15 protein-coding genes are annotated in these 17,094 nt (G+C 71.7%); 9 read left to right on the top strand and 6 right to left on the bottom strand.

All coding sequences use genetic code 11. The annotated features are described in order from the left end of the window. The first annotated feature begins 25 nt into the window (after positions 1-25). Genes QSU92_RS10965 through QSU92_RS10935 form a run of 7 tightly spaced genes read left to right on the top strand, consistent with a single transcriptional unit; the run spans position 26 to position 8,609 of the window. Positions 26-799: an FHA domain-containing protein gene (locus QSU92_RS10965; protein ID WP_289261738.1), complete on the top strand. Its 774-nt coding sequence runs from the start codon at positions 26-28 to the stop codon at positions 797-799. Further along, positions 796-1,881, top strand: a complete 1,086-nt coding sequence (locus tag QSU92_RS10960; RefSeq protein WP_289261736.1) for a DUF6177 family protein — start codon at positions 796-798, stop codon at positions 1,879-1,881. Before QSU92_RS10965 ends, QSU92_RS10960 begins: the two co-directional genes overlap by 4 nt. Next, on the top strand, positions 1,874-2,167 hold the full coding sequence (locus QSU92_RS10955; RefSeq protein WP_289261734.1) for a hypothetical protein: 294 nt from the start codon (positions 1,874-1,876) through the stop codon (positions 2,165-2,167). Before QSU92_RS10960 ends, QSU92_RS10955 begins: the two co-directional genes overlap by 8 nt. Beyond that, the gene (locus QSU92_RS10950) at positions 2,164-3,483 is read left to right on the top strand and encodes an EsaB/YukD family protein (RefSeq protein ID WP_289261732.1); all 1,320 of its coding nucleotides are present in this window, start codon (positions 2,164-2,166) and stop codon (positions 3,481-3,483) included. Before QSU92_RS10955 ends, QSU92_RS10950 begins: the two co-directional genes overlap by 4 nt. Then, on the top strand, positions 3,480-4,241 hold the full coding sequence (locus tag QSU92_RS10945) for a hypothetical protein (protein ID WP_289261730.1): 762 nt from the start codon (positions 3,480-3,482) through the stop codon (positions 4,239-4,241). The genes QSU92_RS10950 and QSU92_RS10945 overlap by 4 nt, the downstream gene beginning before the upstream one ends. Beyond that, positions 4,238-8,248, top strand: a complete 4,011-nt coding sequence (eccCa, locus tag QSU92_RS10940) for a type VII secretion protein EccCa (protein WP_289261728.1) — start codon at positions 4,238-4,240, stop codon at positions 8,246-8,248. The genes QSU92_RS10945 and eccCa overlap by 4 nt, the downstream gene beginning before the upstream one ends. Continuing rightward, positions 8,238-8,609, top strand: a complete 372-nt coding sequence (locus QSU92_RS10935) for a hypothetical protein (RefSeq protein WP_289261726.1) — start codon at positions 8,238-8,240, stop codon at positions 8,607-8,609. Before eccCa ends, QSU92_RS10935 begins: the two co-directional genes overlap by 11 nt. Here QSU92_RS10935 and QSU92_RS10930 read toward each other — a convergent pair. From QSU92_RS10930 to QSU92_RS10905, 6 genes are all read right to left on the bottom strand, one after another. Then, entirely contained in the window at positions 8,606-9,577 is a 972-nt protein-coding gene (locus QSU92_RS10930; protein WP_289261725.1) for a hypothetical protein, read from the bottom strand. The genes QSU92_RS10935 and QSU92_RS10930 overlap by 4 nt on opposite strands. Positions 9,578-9,582: 5 nt before the next feature. Further along, positions 9,583-10,716, bottom strand: a complete 1,134-nt coding sequence (menC, locus tag QSU92_RS10925) for an o-succinylbenzoate synthase (protein WP_289261723.1) — start codon at positions 10,714-10,716, stop codon at positions 9,583-9,585. Between the two features lie 50 nt (positions 10,717-10,766). After that, a complete protein-coding gene (locus QSU92_RS10920) occupies positions 10,767-12,635 on the bottom strand; it encodes a glycoside hydrolase family 15 protein (protein ID WP_289261721.1) in 1,869 nt (622 codons plus the stop codon). 116 nt (positions 12,636-12,751) lie between these two features. Then, positions 12,752-12,889, bottom strand: a complete 138-nt coding sequence (locus QSU92_RS10915) for a hypothetical protein (protein ID WP_289261718.1) — start codon at positions 12,887-12,889, stop codon at positions 12,752-12,754. Between the two features lie 72 nt (positions 12,890-12,961). Beyond that, entirely contained in the window at positions 12,962-13,132 is a 171-nt protein-coding gene (locus QSU92_RS10910) for a hypothetical protein (protein ID WP_289261716.1), read from the bottom strand. Beyond that, entirely contained in the window at positions 13,129-13,848 is a 720-nt protein-coding gene (locus QSU92_RS10905) for a GNAT family N-acetyltransferase (RefSeq protein WP_289261714.1), read from the bottom strand. The genes QSU92_RS10910 and QSU92_RS10905 overlap by 4 nt, the downstream gene beginning before the upstream one ends. A gap of 260 nt (positions 13,849-14,108) precedes the next feature. Between QSU92_RS10905 and QSU92_RS10900 the strand changes: the two genes are divergently transcribed. After that, positions 14,109-15,467: an MFS transporter gene (locus tag QSU92_RS10900; protein WP_289265884.1), complete on the top strand. Its 1,359-nt coding sequence runs from the start codon at positions 14,109-14,111 to the stop codon at positions 15,465-15,467. A gap of 28 nt (positions 15,468-15,495) precedes the next feature. Further along, positions 15,496-17,094, top strand: a complete 1,599-nt coding sequence (locus QSU92_RS10895; RefSeq protein WP_479724388.1) for a peptide MFS transporter — start codon at positions 15,496-15,498, stop codon at positions 17,092-17,094.

Below are 17,094 nucleotides of genomic sequence, written 5' to 3'. Positions count from 1 at the left end.
GGTTCGCCGGATCGGGAAGAACACGATGACCACACAGGATTCGCTGCGCTTGGCTGACGTCGACCCCCTCGTGCTCACCGCCCGCGCTCGGGCCGGCCAGTTCGCGGGGGCCGTCTTCATCGACCTCGCTGCTCCGCTGGTGGCCACGATCGGCGGCATGCTCGCCCTCGTCACGGGAGCGCCTGCCCTCGGCGCCGCGCTTCTCGTCATCGCCGCGATCCTCATCGCCCTCACCGCCTGGCAGTTCGCCCGCACGGGCCGCGCCCTCGGCGGGCTCGCCGTGGGATTGCGCACGGTGAAGGCGCTCACCGGCGCGGCCGCAGGCCGCTCATTCCTCCCGGCGCTGCTGCGCGGAAAGCTCGAGACCTTCGACCTGCGGCGCGGCCGCGACCCCTTCGCACCGGCTCTGGCCCCCGTGACCTTCCCGCAGACGCCGGCACCGGCGCCCCGGCCCCGACCCGCCGCCCGCGGGGGTGTGCCGCTCGTCCGCCTCGACTCCGGCGAGCGCCTCTCCCTCGAATCCGCCCTCATCCTCGGACGCACGCCCACCGCTCCCGCCGACGCCCCGGCCGAAGCGTTCCAATGGCCCGATCTCTCGCGCTCGCTGTCCAAGTCGCACGCACGCCTGGAGTGGGACGGCGCGCGCCTGTGGATCACCGACCTCGGCTCGACCAACGGCACCTTCGTGCGCACTGCCGGCAACCGGCATCCGCTCCTCGCACACCAGCGCACCCCGCTTCCCCTCCCCGCCGAGATCGACCTCGGCGATCGGAGCCTCTCGGTGACGGAGGCGCGATGACGCTCACGATCGACCATCCCCTCGCCGATGCGACCGGCGAAGGCTGGGTGCTCACTGAGATCCACAGCGAGGTGCTCAGCCTTTCGCAGGGGCTCAGCGATCTCATCGGGCGCACCGCCGCCGAGGGCCGTAGACCCCTGATCGTCTCGGGCGAGCATGCCCGGATGACCGAGCCCCTGGCCGAAGCGCTGTCCTCGACGCAGGGGCATTGGATCGTCCGCACCCACGCCGACGGCTTCTACGACGCCCGCTCCGGCACCCGCCTCGACGCACCCGCTGCCGTACTGTCCCTGGGCGGCCGGCTGGACCCGGCCCGCGTGCACCCCGCCTTCCTCCGCGCCACGATCCGCAGTCGCCTGCAGCTGGTCGTCACCGTCTCCACCCGTCACCGGGTGAGCCGCCCCGTGCGCCTCGGCGGCGTCCTCGACGCGGTGTCGGAGGTCGTCACCCAGGCGCCGCCCACGCACTGGGGCGCCCTCGAACCCCTTCTCGCCGAGTGGGATCGCGACGACCTCACCGAGCGCAGCCGCCGGCGCATGCCGAACGACAGCCGCTGGGTCGCCGTCTCCGCTTCTCCCCGACCCCTGGCCGCGACTGTTCACGTCAGTCGCACCGGTCAAGGTCTCGAGGAGACGACACGGGTCGTCGCCGACGTGGCCGGAGCGGATGACGCGGCCTCGACCGATCTCGCCGGGCTCGCCCGTAGGTCGCTCGCGGCCGCGGCCACAGTCGGCATGCCGCTCATCGGCGTGGTGCTCGGCTCGATCGGATCGCCCGATCTGGCTCGCCGCGCCACCGCCTCCCCTGCCCCCGAACCCCTGGCCCTGCTCGTCGGCCCGCCGGGCGTCCGCGCCCTCGGTGTCGACGCCGCCGCGTGGACGGCCCAGGTCGGCGGCACCACCGTCGGCAGCCCGCGCCTCCCCGGCGTCTTGATCCCCCTGGGGTCGATCGACGGCGGCGGGTGGCAGCGCTTGGATGAGGTCGTCGCCCCGCTCGAACGCGAACGTCTGTGGCGCCTCCTCGGGCTCTCGCCCGCCGTCGCGCGCCTGTTCTTCGAAGGCAGAGGTACAGAAGATGCCTGATCAGAAGGACGCCGTGCTCATCGAGCAGGCGAAGATCCAGCGGATGCGACTGGGGTCGGCCCTCCTCTACGGACATATCGATGAGCGCCGCACCGTCAACGACCACATGAAGCGGCTGATCGGCTCGATCATCGTCGCCGCGATCGCCTGCGCGGTCTGCGCGGGCATCTCGTTCGTCAGCCAGCTCCTGGCCGATCAGGCCGCCGCCCGCGAGCAGGCGAACGCCGTCCCGGCAGGAATCGTCCTGCCCCTTTCCGCTCTGACCGAGACAACGGAGACCCTGTGAGCATCTACACCCGCGTCACCGTCGCCGGTGCCCGCGCCCGTGCCGAGGTCGTCGTTCCGAGCGACGAGTCCCTCGGCTCGGCACTGCCGCGCCTGCTCGACCTCCTCGGGGAGACCGAGGGCACCGTCGCCCGCCCGCTCACCCTCGTCACCCCCGACGGCGAACAGCTCGACATCGCCCGCACGCCCACGCAGCTCGACCTGCTCGATGGCACGCTGCTCCGGCTCGAGCGGCTCGAGGCCGCGCCCCCGTCGCCTGTGGTCATCGACGTGACCGACGCGGCGGCCGACGCCCACGACGGTCGTCCCGACCGGTGGGACTCGCGCGCCCGGGCCCTCGCGGCCGGCATCGGCATCGCGGTGGCCGTCGGCGGCGGCGCCCTGCTCCTGCCACTGCCGGGCGATGCGGCCGCGGCGACCCAGATCGCGGCGTTCGCGATCCTCCTCGCCGCCTCAGCCGGGCTCGGGCTCGGCGGGCTCGGTCGCGTGTCGGCCGCAGTCGGGGCAGCCGCCGCAGGGGTCGCCGCCGTGCTCGCGATCGCCGCCGCCACCCTCACCTCCGACCTGCTCGTGGGTGCTGCTGTCGGACTCGCCACCGCCTCCACCACCGTCCTCGTGGCGATCGGTGTCGCCCGTCGCGCTCCCGGCGCCCTCGCCGGCGGCGCTCTCGGGGCGGTGCTCGGCACGCTCCTCCTCGTCCTCCTTCTCGCCGGCGTCCCCGACCCGGCCGCCGCCGCGATCACCGGGGTCGTGGCCGCCTTCGCCACGGGGCCCCTCCCGTGGATCGCCCTGTCGGCCGCCGGGCTCACCACCCTCGACACCCAGGCCGCCGCCGGGGACCGCATCGGCCGAGGCCGGGCGTTCTCGGCGATCGACGACGCGTACGCCGCCCTCACCTGGAGCGTGGTCGCGGTCGCCGCCGCCCTCGCCATCACCGGGGTGGCACTCGTTCTCGCCGATGCGCTGTGGCCGGGGTTGGTCGCCCTCGCCATCACCGTGGTCGCGGCCCTCCGCTTCCGCGCGTTCCCCCTCCGCGCGCAGGGCTGGGCGCTCTGGGCCGCGGTCGGTGCGATCGCGCTCACCGCGTTCCTCACGCAGCTGGCCGCCCTCGGCTGGATCGCCCCCGCCGTCGGCGTCGCGGTCGCCGCCGTCATCGCCGCCGCGAGCATCGTCTCGCCCAAGCCCGCCGCCCGCGCGCGCCTGCGCGGGCTCGGCAACATCCTCGAGACCCTCGCCGTCGCGTCGCTGCTGCCGCTGCTCCTCGGTGCGCTCGGCGTCTACGACGAGCTCCTCGGTATGTTCGGCGGCGGCGCATGAGTCAGGGGCTCGCTTCGCTTCCCCGCATCGTCTTCGGCAGCGCCACCGCCGCGCAGACCGTGCTGGCAACCCAGGATGCCGCGATCCGCGCTCCGCTGTCCACGACGCGTCGCATCGGCTTCCTCTCGCTCTCGCCGCACGAGTCGATCACACACCTCGCACTGCAGGTGACCCGCGCCGTCACTGCACGTCGCCCCGAGTCGGTGCTCACCGTCGACGTCACCCCCGACGGCGGCCTGGCACGGGCGCTCGAAGTCGCCGAGACGGCGCCGAACGAGACGCGCGCCGGCGCGCGGACGACCGCGGAGGCACTGACCGGGCTCGAGGACCGCCGCGGCATCGTCGGCCTCCGCCCACCTGCCGCCGGCGATCCGGTGGGCGCGTGGCTGGCTGAGGCGGCGCCGATCACCCGATTCTTCGAGGTGGCCGTCACCGATTTCGGCGCCCACCACCCCCTCGCCGACCTCGGTTCCTGCGCCGCGCTCAGCGATGTCGTGTGCCTCGTCGCCGACGCGACCCGCCTCGCGGCCGAGAACGCCCGCGCGGTCGTCCCCGCGATCCAGGCGCTGCCCGAAGCGCCCGCCGTGGTTCTGGCGCTCACCGACACCGATCCCGACTCCTCGGCGGTGGCACGAGCGATCGCGATGACCTCCTCGCATCCGGTCGTCTTCATCCCACGCGCTCCGCGGGCCGCGCGCCGCGCCGTCCTGAGCCTTGCCGCATCCCTCGTGGCCGGCGGACGGGAGGTCAGCGCATGACCCTTCGCGTCATCCACCGCCCCGCGCGCCTCACCACCCCGGTCGAGCCGCCGGCCGACATCATGCTCGCGCCGCCGCCTCCCCTCGGCGAAGGGGCTTCGGGCTTCCCCATCCAGTCCCTCCTCCCGGTCGTGGGGAGCCTGTCGTCGATCACGATGATCGTGCTGCTGCGCAACAACCCGATCATGGTCGTCGTCGGCGCCGTCATCCTCGTCGTCGCCCTGGTCGGCGGAGTCGGCATGGCCTTCGGCTCGCGCGGCAACGCCGCGCGCCAGCGCCGCCTGCAGCGCGAGCGGTATCTCGACTACCTCGAGCGCACCCGCGGCGACGTGCGCGAGCTCGCCGACGCCCATCGCGAGTCCCTGCTCGCCCTCCATCCGGCGCCGGCGACCCTCGTCGAGGTCGCGCTCAATCCGGCGCGACGGTGGGAGCGCCGCCCGAGCGACGCCGATTTCCTGCGCGTCAGGATCGGCACCGCCGACCTGCGCGCGGTCGAGGTCGCGCTGCCGCCGGAGCAGAATCCGGTGCAGCCGTTCGACCCGGTGATGCGCGAATCAGCCGAGCGGATGGTACGCCTCGCCGGTCTCTCGCAGGGCATGCCGGCCCAGATCGACCTCGAGCGGGGCGGCCAGGTCTCGATCGTCGGGGACCGCGAGGCAGCCCTCCAGGTGTGCCGCGGGATCGCCGCGCAGATCGCCGCACTGCACTCGCCAGACGACGTCCACCTGGCCGCCGTCCTCCCCGAGCGGGTGCGCGACGAGTGGCGCGGATTCGACCTGCTGCCCCACGTCGCCGCGAGCGACATCCCCGCCGGCGCCCTCGCCGCCCGCCGCATCGCGCCGTCCCTGCCGGAGCTCCTCACCCTGCTGCGCGACGAGCTGCGAGACCGAGCCGCCGCCACCGCCGCAGCCCGCCGCGCCGGGCGACGCACCAAGCCCGGACGTCTCGTCATCTTCATCGACGAGGACGGAGCGGCCGCGACCGCGCTCCCGCGCATCGATGCCGCCTTCGACCTCGCCGACCTCGGTGTCACCGTCGTCCACGTCGTCGACGACCGACTGAAGGAGCCCTCGACCGTCGCCACGCGCATCACCCTCGCAGAAGGGACCGCCACCGTGGAGACGCCGGGAACCGGCGTCCCCGCCGTCACCGACATCCAGCCCGACCCCGTCGACATCGCACTCCTCGAGGTGATCGGCCGTCCCCTCGCCGGCCTCCGCCTCACCCGCACGAGCTCCACCGACAGCGGGACCGTGCTCGCCCCCGACGTCACCGAGCTGCTCGGCGTCGCCGACGTCGACACGATCGATGTCGGCTCGGCCTGGCGTCCCCGCAGCGCCGGAGACTTCCTGCGCGTGCCGATCGGCATCGACGACAGCGGCGCTCCGGTTCTGCTCGACCTGAAGGAATCGGCCCAGCTCGGCATGGGCCCCCACGGCATCTGCATCGGAGCGACCGGATCGGGCAAGAGCGAGCTGCTGCGCACGCTCATCCTCGGGCTCGCCCTGACCCACGCCCCCGACGATCTGTCGATGATCCTCGTCGACTACAAGGGCGGCGCGGCCTTCGCGCCGTTCGCCCAGCTCCCCCATGTGGCCGGCATCATCGACAACCTCGCCGACGACCCGCAGCTGACCGAGCGGGCCCGCGCGAGCATCCAGGGCGAGGTGGTGCGCCGCCAGCGCCTGCTGAAGGAGGCCGGCAACGCGGCATCCATCGGGCACTACCGCCAGCTGCGTCGCGAACGCGACGATCTTCCGCCGCTCCCGCACCTCTTCCTCGTCATCGACGAATTCGGCGAGCTTCTCACCGCCGAGCCCGACTTCGTCGAGCTTCTCCTCACCATCGGGCGCATCGGTCGATCGATCGGCGTGCACCTGCTGCTCTCGAGCCAGCGCATCGAGGCGGGGCGCCTGCGCGGCCTCGACACCTACCTGTCGTACCGCATCGGCCTGCGCACCTTCAGCGAGGCCGAGTCGGCCGTCGTGCTCGACAGCCCCGACGCGTTCCATCTGCCCGCGATCCCCGGGTTCGGCTACCTCAAGGTCGACACCTCGGTCTACACGCGGTTCCGCGCAGGATTCGTCTCGGGCCCCGTGCCCGAGCGGGTCGAACGCGGCCCCGAGCGCGAGGCGGCGCCGCCGGTGCTGCCCCTGCCGCCGTACGACGTCCGTGTCGCGGACGTCGACCCCGGCGACCCCGACGGGCTCGACAGCTCGCAGCCCGAGGTTCCCCTCACCGGGCGCACCCTGGTGCAGGCCGCGACCGAGCGCGTCGCACGCGGTGTCGCGCGCACCCGCCCGGTGTGGCTTCCGCCTCTCCCGCCCGTGCTCACCCTCGGCGGGGTGCTCCCCAGCAGCGAGGGCGAGAGCGTCGCCGGCACCCTGAAGGCGCCCATCGGCCTGCTCGATGACCCGAGCCGGCAGCGGCAGGAGCCGTGGCTGCTCGACCTCACCCGCTCGGGCGGTCACGTGTCGATCATGGGCGCCCCGCAGTCGGGCCGGTCGACGTTCCTGCGAACCCTCGCGACCGCGCTCGCCTTCACCCACTCGCCGCGCGAGGTGAGCGTCTACGGCATGGACCTCACCGGCGGTGGACTGGCGCGGATCGAGCCCTTCCCCCACGTCGGCGGCGTCGCCACACGCGGGCACCGGGAGCGTCTGGGACGACTGCTGGAAGAGCTCACCGGCATGCTGGCCGTGCGGGAGCGGGTCTTCCGCGAGCAGAACCTCGATTCCCTCGCGGACATGCGCCGCCAGCACGCCGCCGGTCGGCTCCCCGAGCTCCCGAGCGCCGACGTGGTGCTGCTCGTCGATGGCCTCGGCGCCGTCCGCACCGAGTTCGAAGACCTCGAGGCACCCATCGCGCAGCTGCTCGAGCGCGGCGGCAGTTTCGGCATCCACGTCGTGGTGACCCTGTCTCGCTGGAACGAGCTGCGGATGAACCTGCAGAACCTCGTCGGCACGCGCCTGGGGCTGAAGCTCAACGATCCGGCCGACTCGCAGATCGCCCGCAAGCTCTCCACCACCCTCCGCGCCGACGAGCCGGGCCGGGTGCTCACCGACGAGAAGCTGTTCGCCCAGATCGCGCTGCCGCTCCTGGAGGAGGCCGACGACGACATCGGCGCCGCCCTCGAACGCATCGCCCGCGAGAGCGCCGCGCGGTGGCAGGGGCCCGAGGCCGCGCCCATCCGGCTCCTCCCCGAGGTGCTCGAGCCCGCCGAGCTTCCCGACGCGCTCGACGAGCCCGATGCGATCCCCTTCGGCATCCGCCAGGACACCATGCAGCCGGTCGCCCTCGACCTCGCCACCGGCGACCCGCACCTGCTCGTCTTCGGCGACAGTCGCTGCGGCAAGACCACGACCCTCCGGGGCGTCGTGCAGGGCGCGATCGACCGCTACTCGCCCGAAGAGCTCGTCGTCGGCCTGCTCGACGCGCGCGGTGAGCTCGCCGCGGACGTGCCCGACGCCTACCTCGGCGGACACGCCACCTCGGGTCGTCAGGGACGCCAGCTGGCGGAGTCGATCGCGACCGAGCTCGAGAAGCGCGCAATCGACCGATCGGCCCCAGGCCCCCGCATCCTGGTCGTCGCCGACGACTTCGACATCCTCGCCGCCGGCGGCACCGAGCCGCTCCGCCCGCTTCTGCCCTACCTCGCCTCGGCGCGCGACCTGCGCCTGAACGTCGTGGTCAGCCGGCCGGTCGCCGGAGCCTCGCGCGCGATGTTCGACCTGGCGCTGCAGGGCATCCGAGACACCGGCGGCACGGCCCTGATCATGTCGGGCGACCGCGCCGAGGGGCAGCTGCTCCCCAAGCTGTATGCCGAGCCGATGATCGCCGGCCGCGGACGCCTCGCGCGGCGTGGCGAGCGGCCGACGCTTGTTCAGGTGGCGCGCTTCGAAGCCGGAGCGGTTTCGGCGCCGGCGCCGGCGCCACAGCCGGCGCCACAGCCCGAAACCGCGGCACCGGGTCCGCGACGCCGACGGAGGATGTCCGATGCCTCGTAGCAGCGTGGTGCTCACCCCCGACCCGGTCGATGCCACCGCGATCGGCCGGGCCGCGGCATCCGTCCACGACCGGGTGTCCGGCGGCGACGCACCCTTCGAGCTGCGCCCCCTGGATGACGGCGCTGTTCTGCAGGTCATCGCCGACGGCGTCGTGGTGCTGTCGGTGCTGCGACCGCGCCTCGTGCCCGAGGTCCGCGAGCTGGCGCGCGTGCTGCCAGGCGTGACGCCGCCCGAGACCACCCGCTGGTGGACCGAGGCATACACCCCCTGGCATGCCGGCGGGTCGCTCGGCGTGGCGATCCTCGATGCCCTCGACGGCATCGCGGTGCACGGCGGGGTGGGTCCGGCGCGCGAGGACTAGTCCGAGCCTGAGAACCCGCACCAGCTCGACACCCAGGTGAGGATGTCGCCGCGAAGCGCGTCGCCGACGAAGAGCTCGATCTCTCCCGGCTCACCGTCGATGCTCAGCCGGACGTCGAAGATCGTGCCCCGCTTGTCCTCCTGCACCGCGTGCGGATCGCACCGCGAGGGGAGGATCGGGATGTCGACGACGACGGGCTCGGCGTCGCCGGGCGACACCCGCAGATCGAGCGGGAACGCCCCGTCGACGGTCGCCGGGCCGAAGTCGAGCAGGTTGGTCGCCTGCACCGCGACGACCGTCGCCTCTCCGCCGCGACCGGTCGGGGTCGCCGTCAGCTCGAGGGTTGCCGGCGCTCCCGTCGCCGCGGGAGCGAACCCGGTGAATTCCAGCGTCGCGGCCTCGGCGAGCGCGGCCGCCCGGCACTCCCGCTCGTGGAGGGGCGCGAGGAAGCCCAGAGGGTCGGCAGCGGCGACGCGCGCGGTGCTCTCGATGCCGTCGGCGAGGAACGTCAGCTCCACGGTCGGCTCCGCCGTCGAGTCCGCCGTGTCCGCCTCGCGGGCGGAGCACGCCACCTCCGGCAGCTGTACACGGATGTCGACCTCGCCGCCGGCGGGCACGCGGCTCGTGCGGCCGGGGAGTACGCGGGACGCGGGGGCGACGAAGCGGGGGTCGTCGACGGCGACCTCGCCGATCTCGAGGTCGGTGTCGCCGTCGTTGACGACGTGCACCTGCGCCTGACGCACCGCGACGTCGGCGCGCAGCTGGACGATCTCCACGGTGACGCCGTCGGGGAGGGCCGGCGCGCCGGGGGAGGCAGCATCACCCGGTTCGCCGCCACCGGCGCAGCCCGTCAGGAGGAGCCCGACGGCGAGGGCGACCGAACTCCTGCAGAATCGGCGACCATGGACCTTCCGCTCGGCGTGTCGACGACGTCGACCACCGATCTGCAGGAGTTGGGGACACCGCACCGGCGCTATCTCCGGATCTCGACCCGCTCCGCGGTGACCTCGTCGAGGAACGACCGATCGATCTCGACTCCGAGCCCCGGGCCGGTCGGCACCCGCACGTGCCCGTCTTCGAGCACCGCGGGCTCGGTCACGATGTCGCGGTGGTAGAACCTGCTCGCCGCCGACACGTCGCCGGGCAGCGTGAAGCCGGGAAGGGCGGCGAGGGCCGCATTGGCGGCCCGACCGATGCCGGTCTCGAGCATGCCGCCGCACCAGACGGGCACCCCCGCGGCCACGCACAGGTCGTGGATGCGCACCGCCTCGAGATACCCCCCTACCCGGCCCGCCTTGATGTTGATCACCGACGCCGCCGCCAGCGCGAGCGCATCACCGGCGGCCTTGGCCGAGACGATCGACTCGTCCAGGCAGATGGGCGTGCGCACGCGCTCGGCGAGCACGGCGTGGTCGACGAGGTCGTCCTCCTGCAGCGGCTGCTCGATCAGGAGCAGATCGAAGGCGTCGAGAGCCGCCAGGGTGTCGATGTCGGCGAGGGTGTACGCCGAGTTCGCGTCGACCTGCAGCGGCACCTCGCCGAACGCGTCGCGCACGGCGGCGGTGTCGGCGACATCCCGCCCTGGCTTGATCTTGATCTTGATGCGCACGTACCCCTCGGCGAGGTAGGCGCCGACGGCGTCGGCGAGCGCCGCCGGGTCGCGCTGCAGTCCCACCGAGACGCCGGAGGGCACCCGGTCGACCTTCGCCCCCAGGAACGCCCCGAGCGAGCGCGACTCGGCGCGCAGCGCCGCATCGAGGACGGCGAGTTCGAGGCCGGCCTTGGCCATGCGGTGTCCGACGATGGGAGCGAAGACGCCGGGCACCTCGTGGGGCGCGACCCGCCCGCGCTCGAGCAGGGCCGGCACGAGGAAGCGTGTCGCGACGTCCCACGCACCCTGGGTGTACTCGCTGGAGTACAGCGGCGCCGCCCCCGTGACGACCTCCCCCCACCCGTCGCCGTCGGCGGTGAGGGCCCGGACGACGATCACCTCGCGCACCGTCTCGGTGCCGAACGAGGTCGTGAAGGGCGAGACCAGCGGCAGGTGGAGCACGCGCAGCTCGAACCCCTCGATAGACACGGATGCCGCGGGCTGAGCGATGGGCATGCGCTCAGCGTACGCCGGGTCTCAGGCGGTGCGCGGGGCCGTCTGCCGCGTCAGCCGATCGCGCGATCGAGATTGACTGCGGCGCTGATGAGGGAGAAGTGGGTGAACGCCTGGGGGAAGTTGCCGAGCTGCGCGCCGTTCAGCCCGACCTCCTCGGCATAGAGTCCGAGCGGATTGGCGTAGGTGAACATCTTCTCGAGTGCGAGCTTCGCCTCATCCAGCCGCCCTGTCCGGGTGAGTGCTTCGACATACCAGAACGAGCACATCGAGAACGTCCCCTCTTCGCCGTTCAAGCCGTCAGGGGATCGGGCGGCGTGATACCGGAACACGAGGGTGTCGGTGACGAGCTCCCGCTCGATCGCGGCGACCGTCGAACGGAACCGCGGGTCGGAGGGCGACACGAACTTCACTGCCGGCATGAGCAGCAGAGAGGAGTCGAGGACGTCGCTGTGCGAGTACTGCGTGAAGGCGCCGAGCTCGTCGTTCCAGCCGTCGGAGAAGACACTGGCGGCGATCTCGTCCTTCACCCGCATCCACTGCGGGAGATCTCCCGGCAGACCGCGGCTGCGCGCCATGCGGAGCAACCGCTCGAATGCCACCCAGCTCATGACCCGGGAGTAGGTGTGCTCCCGCCTTCCGCCCCGGGTCTCCCAGATCCCCTCATCGGGACGCCGCCAATTCTCCGCGAGCCAGTCTGCGGCTCCGGTGAGTCGGCTCCAATCGTCGTAACCGATGCCGTCACTGTGCTTGTCGTACAGGTAGACGGAATCGATCAGCTCGCCGTAGACATCGAGCTGCAGCTGGTCGGCGGCGTCGTTCCGCACCCGAACCGGCGTGCTGTCTCGGTGCCCGCGCCAGTGATCGAGGGTGAACTCCCCGCTGGTGGTGTTGCCGTCGATGTCGTACATCGACCGAAGCGGTCCCAGGCTGTCGTCGCAGTGGGCGCGGTCTTCCAGCCGGCTCATGAGCCAGTTGATGAAGCCCCGCGCCTCCTCGATGAAGCCCAGCCGCAGCAGGGCGTACATCGAGAACGCGGCGTCACGCACCCAGACGTGTCGATAATCCCAGTTCCGCTCGCCGCCGAGGACTTCGGGAAGCGACGTGGTGGGCGCGGCGATGACGGCACCGGTCGGTTCGTGGGTCAGCAGCTTCAACACCAGCGCTGACCGGTGCACGGCTTCCCGCCACCGTCCGCGGTACTGCGACTGCCGCAGCCACCCCTGCCAGAAGGCGACTGTCGCGTCGATCAACGGCCGCGTGGACGGAACGGAGTCGTCCTGCTCGTCGCCGGGGGATCCGACGACGAGCATGAACTCGTACTCGTCCCCGACGGTGACAGTCATCTCCGCCGACGCCGTCGCGTCGACCACCCGCAGCGCCACGGGCGTGTGAAGGCTCAGAACGGTGCGCTCATCTGAGAACACCGCGCCGTGACCGCTGATGTCCGCTCGATGCGGGCGCCTGCCGTAATCGAACTGCGGCGATATCTCGCACCGCATGTCGAGGGAGCCGCGGACGCCCACGACGTTGCGAACCAACCGCTGCCGGTGCTCGGTGTCGTGCGCGCGCTCGACGATCATCGCGTCCCAGACCTCGACCACGCCGCTCGCTGTTGCGAAACGGGTGACGAGCACATTGGTGTCCGGCAGATAGAACTGCCGGCTCGTCGCCTCGGGGTCGGTCGGTCCGATCCGCCAGTGGCCACCGCGGTCCGGGTCGAGGATCGCCCCGAAGACGCTGGGCGCATCGAACCGGCCCGGGCAGAACCAGTCGACCGTCCCGTCATCGGCGACGAGCGCGGCCGAGCGCATATCACCGATCAGCCCGTGGTCGCTGATCGCACGGGAAGACGCTGCGGGACGACCGGCATCGTCGGCACTGTCGTCCGCTGAATGGGGAGATGGGGTGTTCCCAGGCATGCCGTGACCGTTCTGTCAGCGGGTGGATGACGATTCGTCTCGCATCCCCCACCATGCCCTGGATCATCCGAAGCTTCCAGGGGTCTGCTACTCCCTGGATCGACCGTGCCCCCGTGTCAGCCGACCGACGATGCGTTCAGCGGCCGGAAGGTCGAGCGCGCCCGCCGCGGACGAAGTCGCCGCACCATGCGTGCGGTGAGACGACGCGCCGCACCGTCAGCGGTGGTCGGGAACATCGTGGTGCGCAGATTCATGTCGGACTCCCCTGTCATGACGCCCCCAGCGTCATCAGAAGAGAGGCCCGGCCAGCGGATCTGATACGTCCCTCAGCCGAACAGACGCCCGTCCGGGTCGTCCGGCCGTCGCGGCCGCAGCGCAGCGAGCGCCGGCCAGGGGAGCGGGATGCGCGTCGACGGTTTCGGACGCCGGCCGACCGAGATCCAGCCGATGAGTTCGCCATCGTCGCGGCGGTGAGGGGTCCAGTCCGGCGGGATCACGGCCGCACCAGCAGGTAGCCGCGGGAGGCGTCGAACCCGCCGATGACGAGACCCTCGGCGAGGCGCCCGAGCAGCGCTGCTCGCACGTGCCGGCGCCAGGCAGCCGCCTCGGCCGGAGTGTCGCGCCGGATCGCGGCGATGTCGGAGGGCACGGGCACCTCGGCGACGACCCGGTCATCGGCGGGTGTCGGCACCGGCGGCGCGGCGAGCGCCCACGACACCAGGATCCGATCGGTCTGGTCGCCCCGGTTGACCCCGTCGTCCATCGCGCCGTAGTGGTTCACCAGGTACTCGGTGACCCTTGTGCCGAGCACCTGGAGATTGAAGTGGGCGTTGCGCGCGACGAGCGGGTCGAAGGTCCAGGTGATGTGCCCGACGTCGCGCGCGAGCGCCCACTCGCGCTGATGCTGCTTGAGGATCCGCCCGAGACCCTGGCTCTGGTGTCCGGGGAGGACGCCGGTGATGTGCGAGTGCATCGAGCGGGCGGCGGGCGCGGCGAAGAATGCGACGGAGGCGCCGACCATCCGCTCCTCGGCGTAGAGACCCATGGCGTAATTGCCGGTGTGCGCGAGCGCGCGCAAGAGGTTCGGCGGCATGCCCGATCGGTCACCGCCCCACACCTCCGACAGCACCGCCGAGGCAGTGTGGACAGCCTCCACCGTGTCGAGTGGGCGAAGGGCTATTCCGGGCGGAGTGGGAACGGATGCCTCGGCCATGGCCTCACCCTACTCGCGAGGTTCTTCTCCCCGTCGCTGGGTGCCCCAGTGCTCCAGCGACACCCCGGGCATCAGCTCGGCGATAGTGCCCGTGCGTTCAGCGCACACTTGTTCACTCAGCGAGCGCCGCACTCGCTGTACGGGAGTAGGCTTACCCGGTGCGAGATCGAGCTGAGGACACCCGGAAGAGCCTCAGCCGAAACCCTCGACAGGGGGCGATCGTCGCCGTGCTCGCCGTCGCCGGGCTCGCGTCATCCTTCATGTTCACCCTTGTGGTGCCCATCCAGTCCAAGCTCCCCGAGCTTCTGGACGCCAGCCGCGAAGACACCGCGTGGGTGGTGACCGCCACCCTTCTGGCCGCCGCGATCAGCACCCCCGTCGCCGGGCGCCTCGGCGACATGTACGGCAAGCGCCGCATCGTGCTGGTGCTCCTGACCCTCCTCGTCATCGGTTCGGTGATCGCCGCGCTCTCGCCCGGGATCGTGGGGGTGATCGTCGGGCGCGCCCTGCAGGGGGCGGTGACCGGCGTCGTCCCGCTCGGGATCTCGATCCTCCGCGACGTGCTCCACGAGAACCGCGTCGACACCGCCATCGCGCTCATCAGCGCGACCCTCGGCGTCGGTGGGGCACTGGGCCTTCCCATCAGCGCCCTCATCACCGAGCGCAGCGACTGGCATGTGCTGTTCTGGATGTCGGCCGGTCTCGGCGTCGTCGTCTTCGGCCTGGTGCTGTGGATCGTTCCGGTGAGTACGCTGCGCACCGCCGGGCGCTTCGACTATGTCGGCGCGGCCGGCATGTCGATCGGCCTGCTGGGCGTGCTGCTGGCGATCTCCCGGGGGAACGAGTGGGGCTGGGGCTCTCCCGCCGTCCTGGCGCTCGGGCTCGGCGGGCTCGCCATCCTGGTCGCGTGGGGCTGGTACGAGCTGCGCATCAGCGAACCGCTCCTCGATCTGCGTGTCGCCGCGCGCCGCCCGGTGCTCCTGACCAACATCGCCTCGATCGCAATGGGCTTCTCGCTGTTCGCATCGAACGTGGTCTACCCGCAGATGCTCGAGCTTCCCGTCGCGACCGGCGGCTTCGGGCTCTCGCTCATCGCCGCGAGCCTGGTCGTCATGCCGGCGGGGCTGATGATGATGCTCCTCTCTCCCTTCTCGGGGCGCCTGGCCCGCCTCTTCGGGCCGCGCCTGCTCCTCGTCCTCGGCGCACTCGCCCTCATCGCCGCCTACGGCTACACGCTGCTGTTCTCCACCGAGGTGTGGGAGATCCTGGTCGCGAACATCCTCATCGGCGTCGGAATCGGCTTCGGGTACGCCGCGATGCCGATGCTCATCATGCGCTCGGTGCCGCAGTCCGAGACGGGCGCCTCCAACGGACTCAACGCGCTCTTCCGCTCGCTCGGCACGAGCACCGCCGCCGCCGTCATCGGCGTTGTACTGGCCACGTACGTCACCCCGTTCCAGGGTGTCGACGTCCCGACCGGCACGGCGTTCCAGATGTCGTTCATCCTCGGGGGCGCCGCGGCGATCGTCGCGCTCGTGGTCGCCCTCTTCATCCCGCGCCGCCACGACTCGCGCGAACGGCGCCCCGCGCTGCCGGAGCACGAGCGCGTCACTGGCTGAGCCCCCCGCCCGGGCGTATGGTCATCGCATGGACAGCGACGACCGCGACCGGGCACCGGAGCAGGTGCCCGTAGGACCCCCCACGGGCGCAACGGCGGCCGCAGATCGTGAAGCCCGCACGCCCGCAGGGCAGCGCGCCGCCGACGACAGCGGCACCGACGCCGCGGCCGCCTTCGGGCGCGGTAAGGGCGACCACGACACCCGGTTCTTCGGCCAGCCGTGGGCGCTCGCCCATGTCTTCGGCGTGGAGATGTGGGAGCGCTTCAGCTTCTACGGCATGCAGGGCATCCTGCTCATCTACCTCTACTACTCCACGACGCAGGGCGGCCTCGGCCTGCCCGAGACCGTCGCGGCAGGCATCGTCGGCGCCTACGGCGGATCGGTCTACCTCTCCACCATCCTCGGCGCCTGGATCGCCGATCGCATCCTCGGCTCCGAGCGGGTGCTCTTCTACAGCGCGATCGTGATCATGGCGGGGCACATCGCCCTCGCGCTCCTCCCCGGATTCCTCGGGGTCACCGTCGGCCTCATCCTCGTCGCCCTCGGATCGGGCGGACTGAAGGCCAACGCCACCTCCGTGGTCGGCACGCTGTACACCGCCGATGACCCGCGCCGCGACGCCGGGTTCTCGCTGTTCTACCTCGGCATCAACCTCGGCGCGTTCTTCGGGCCGCTCCTGACCGGTCTCCTGCAGACGACGATGGGGTTCCACTGGGGCTTCGGCCTGGCCGCGGTCGGCATGGCCCTGGGGCTCATCCAGTACTCCTTCGGCCGCAAGCAGCTCCCGCCCGAGGCGAGCATCGTGCCGAACCCGCTTCCGCGCCACCGCTACGGCCTCTTCATCGGCATCGCCGCTGCCGGGCTCGGGCTCATCGTGGTGCTGCTGCTCGTCGGCGTCATCACGGTCGACAACCTCTCGCTGGTGGTCATCGTGGTCACGCTCGGCGCGACGATCGCCTACTTCTTCGTCATCCTCTCCAGCCGCCGCATCACCTCGACCGAGCGCTCTCGGGTCTGGGGATTCCTGCCGCTGTTCATCACCAGCGTGGCGTTCTGGTCGCTGTACCAGCAGCAGTTCACCGTGGTGACGATCTACTCCGACCAGAAGCTGAACCGCGACATCTTCGGCTGGACGATGCCGGTGTCGTGGGTGCAGTCCATCAACCCGATCTTCATCATCATCCTCTCGGGCGTCTTCGCCACCCTGTGGCTGAAGCTCGGCACCCGCCAGCCGTCGACACCGGTGAAGTTCGCCATCGGCACGATGATCATGGGCCTCGCCTTCCTGCTCTTCCTGCCGTTCGCCGGCGGAGGGCCGAACTCCACCCCGCTCCTCGCGCTGGTGGGCATCCTGTTCGTGTTCACCGTGGCCGAGCTGCTGGTCTCCCCCGTGGGACTCTCGGTGACCACCAAGCTCGCGCCCGAGATGTTCCACACCCAGATGGTGGCGCTGTTCTTCCTGTCGGTCGCGCTCGGCACCTCCATCTCGGGCTGGCTCGCCCAGTTCTTCGATGTGGACAACGAGGGTCCGTACTTCGCGATCCTCGGCGGGCTCGCGATCGTCGTCGGTATCGGACTGCTGGTGTCGGTGAAGCCCGTGCTGGCGCTGATGAAGGGCGTGAAGTAG

The organism is Microbacterium sp. ET2, assembly GCF_030347395.1.
Taxonomy (GTDB): domain Bacteria; phylum Actinomycetota; class Actinomycetes; order Actinomycetales; family Microbacteriaceae; genus Microbacterium; species Microbacterium albipurpureum.
This window is presented reverse-complemented; position numbering and strand designations above follow the sequence as displayed.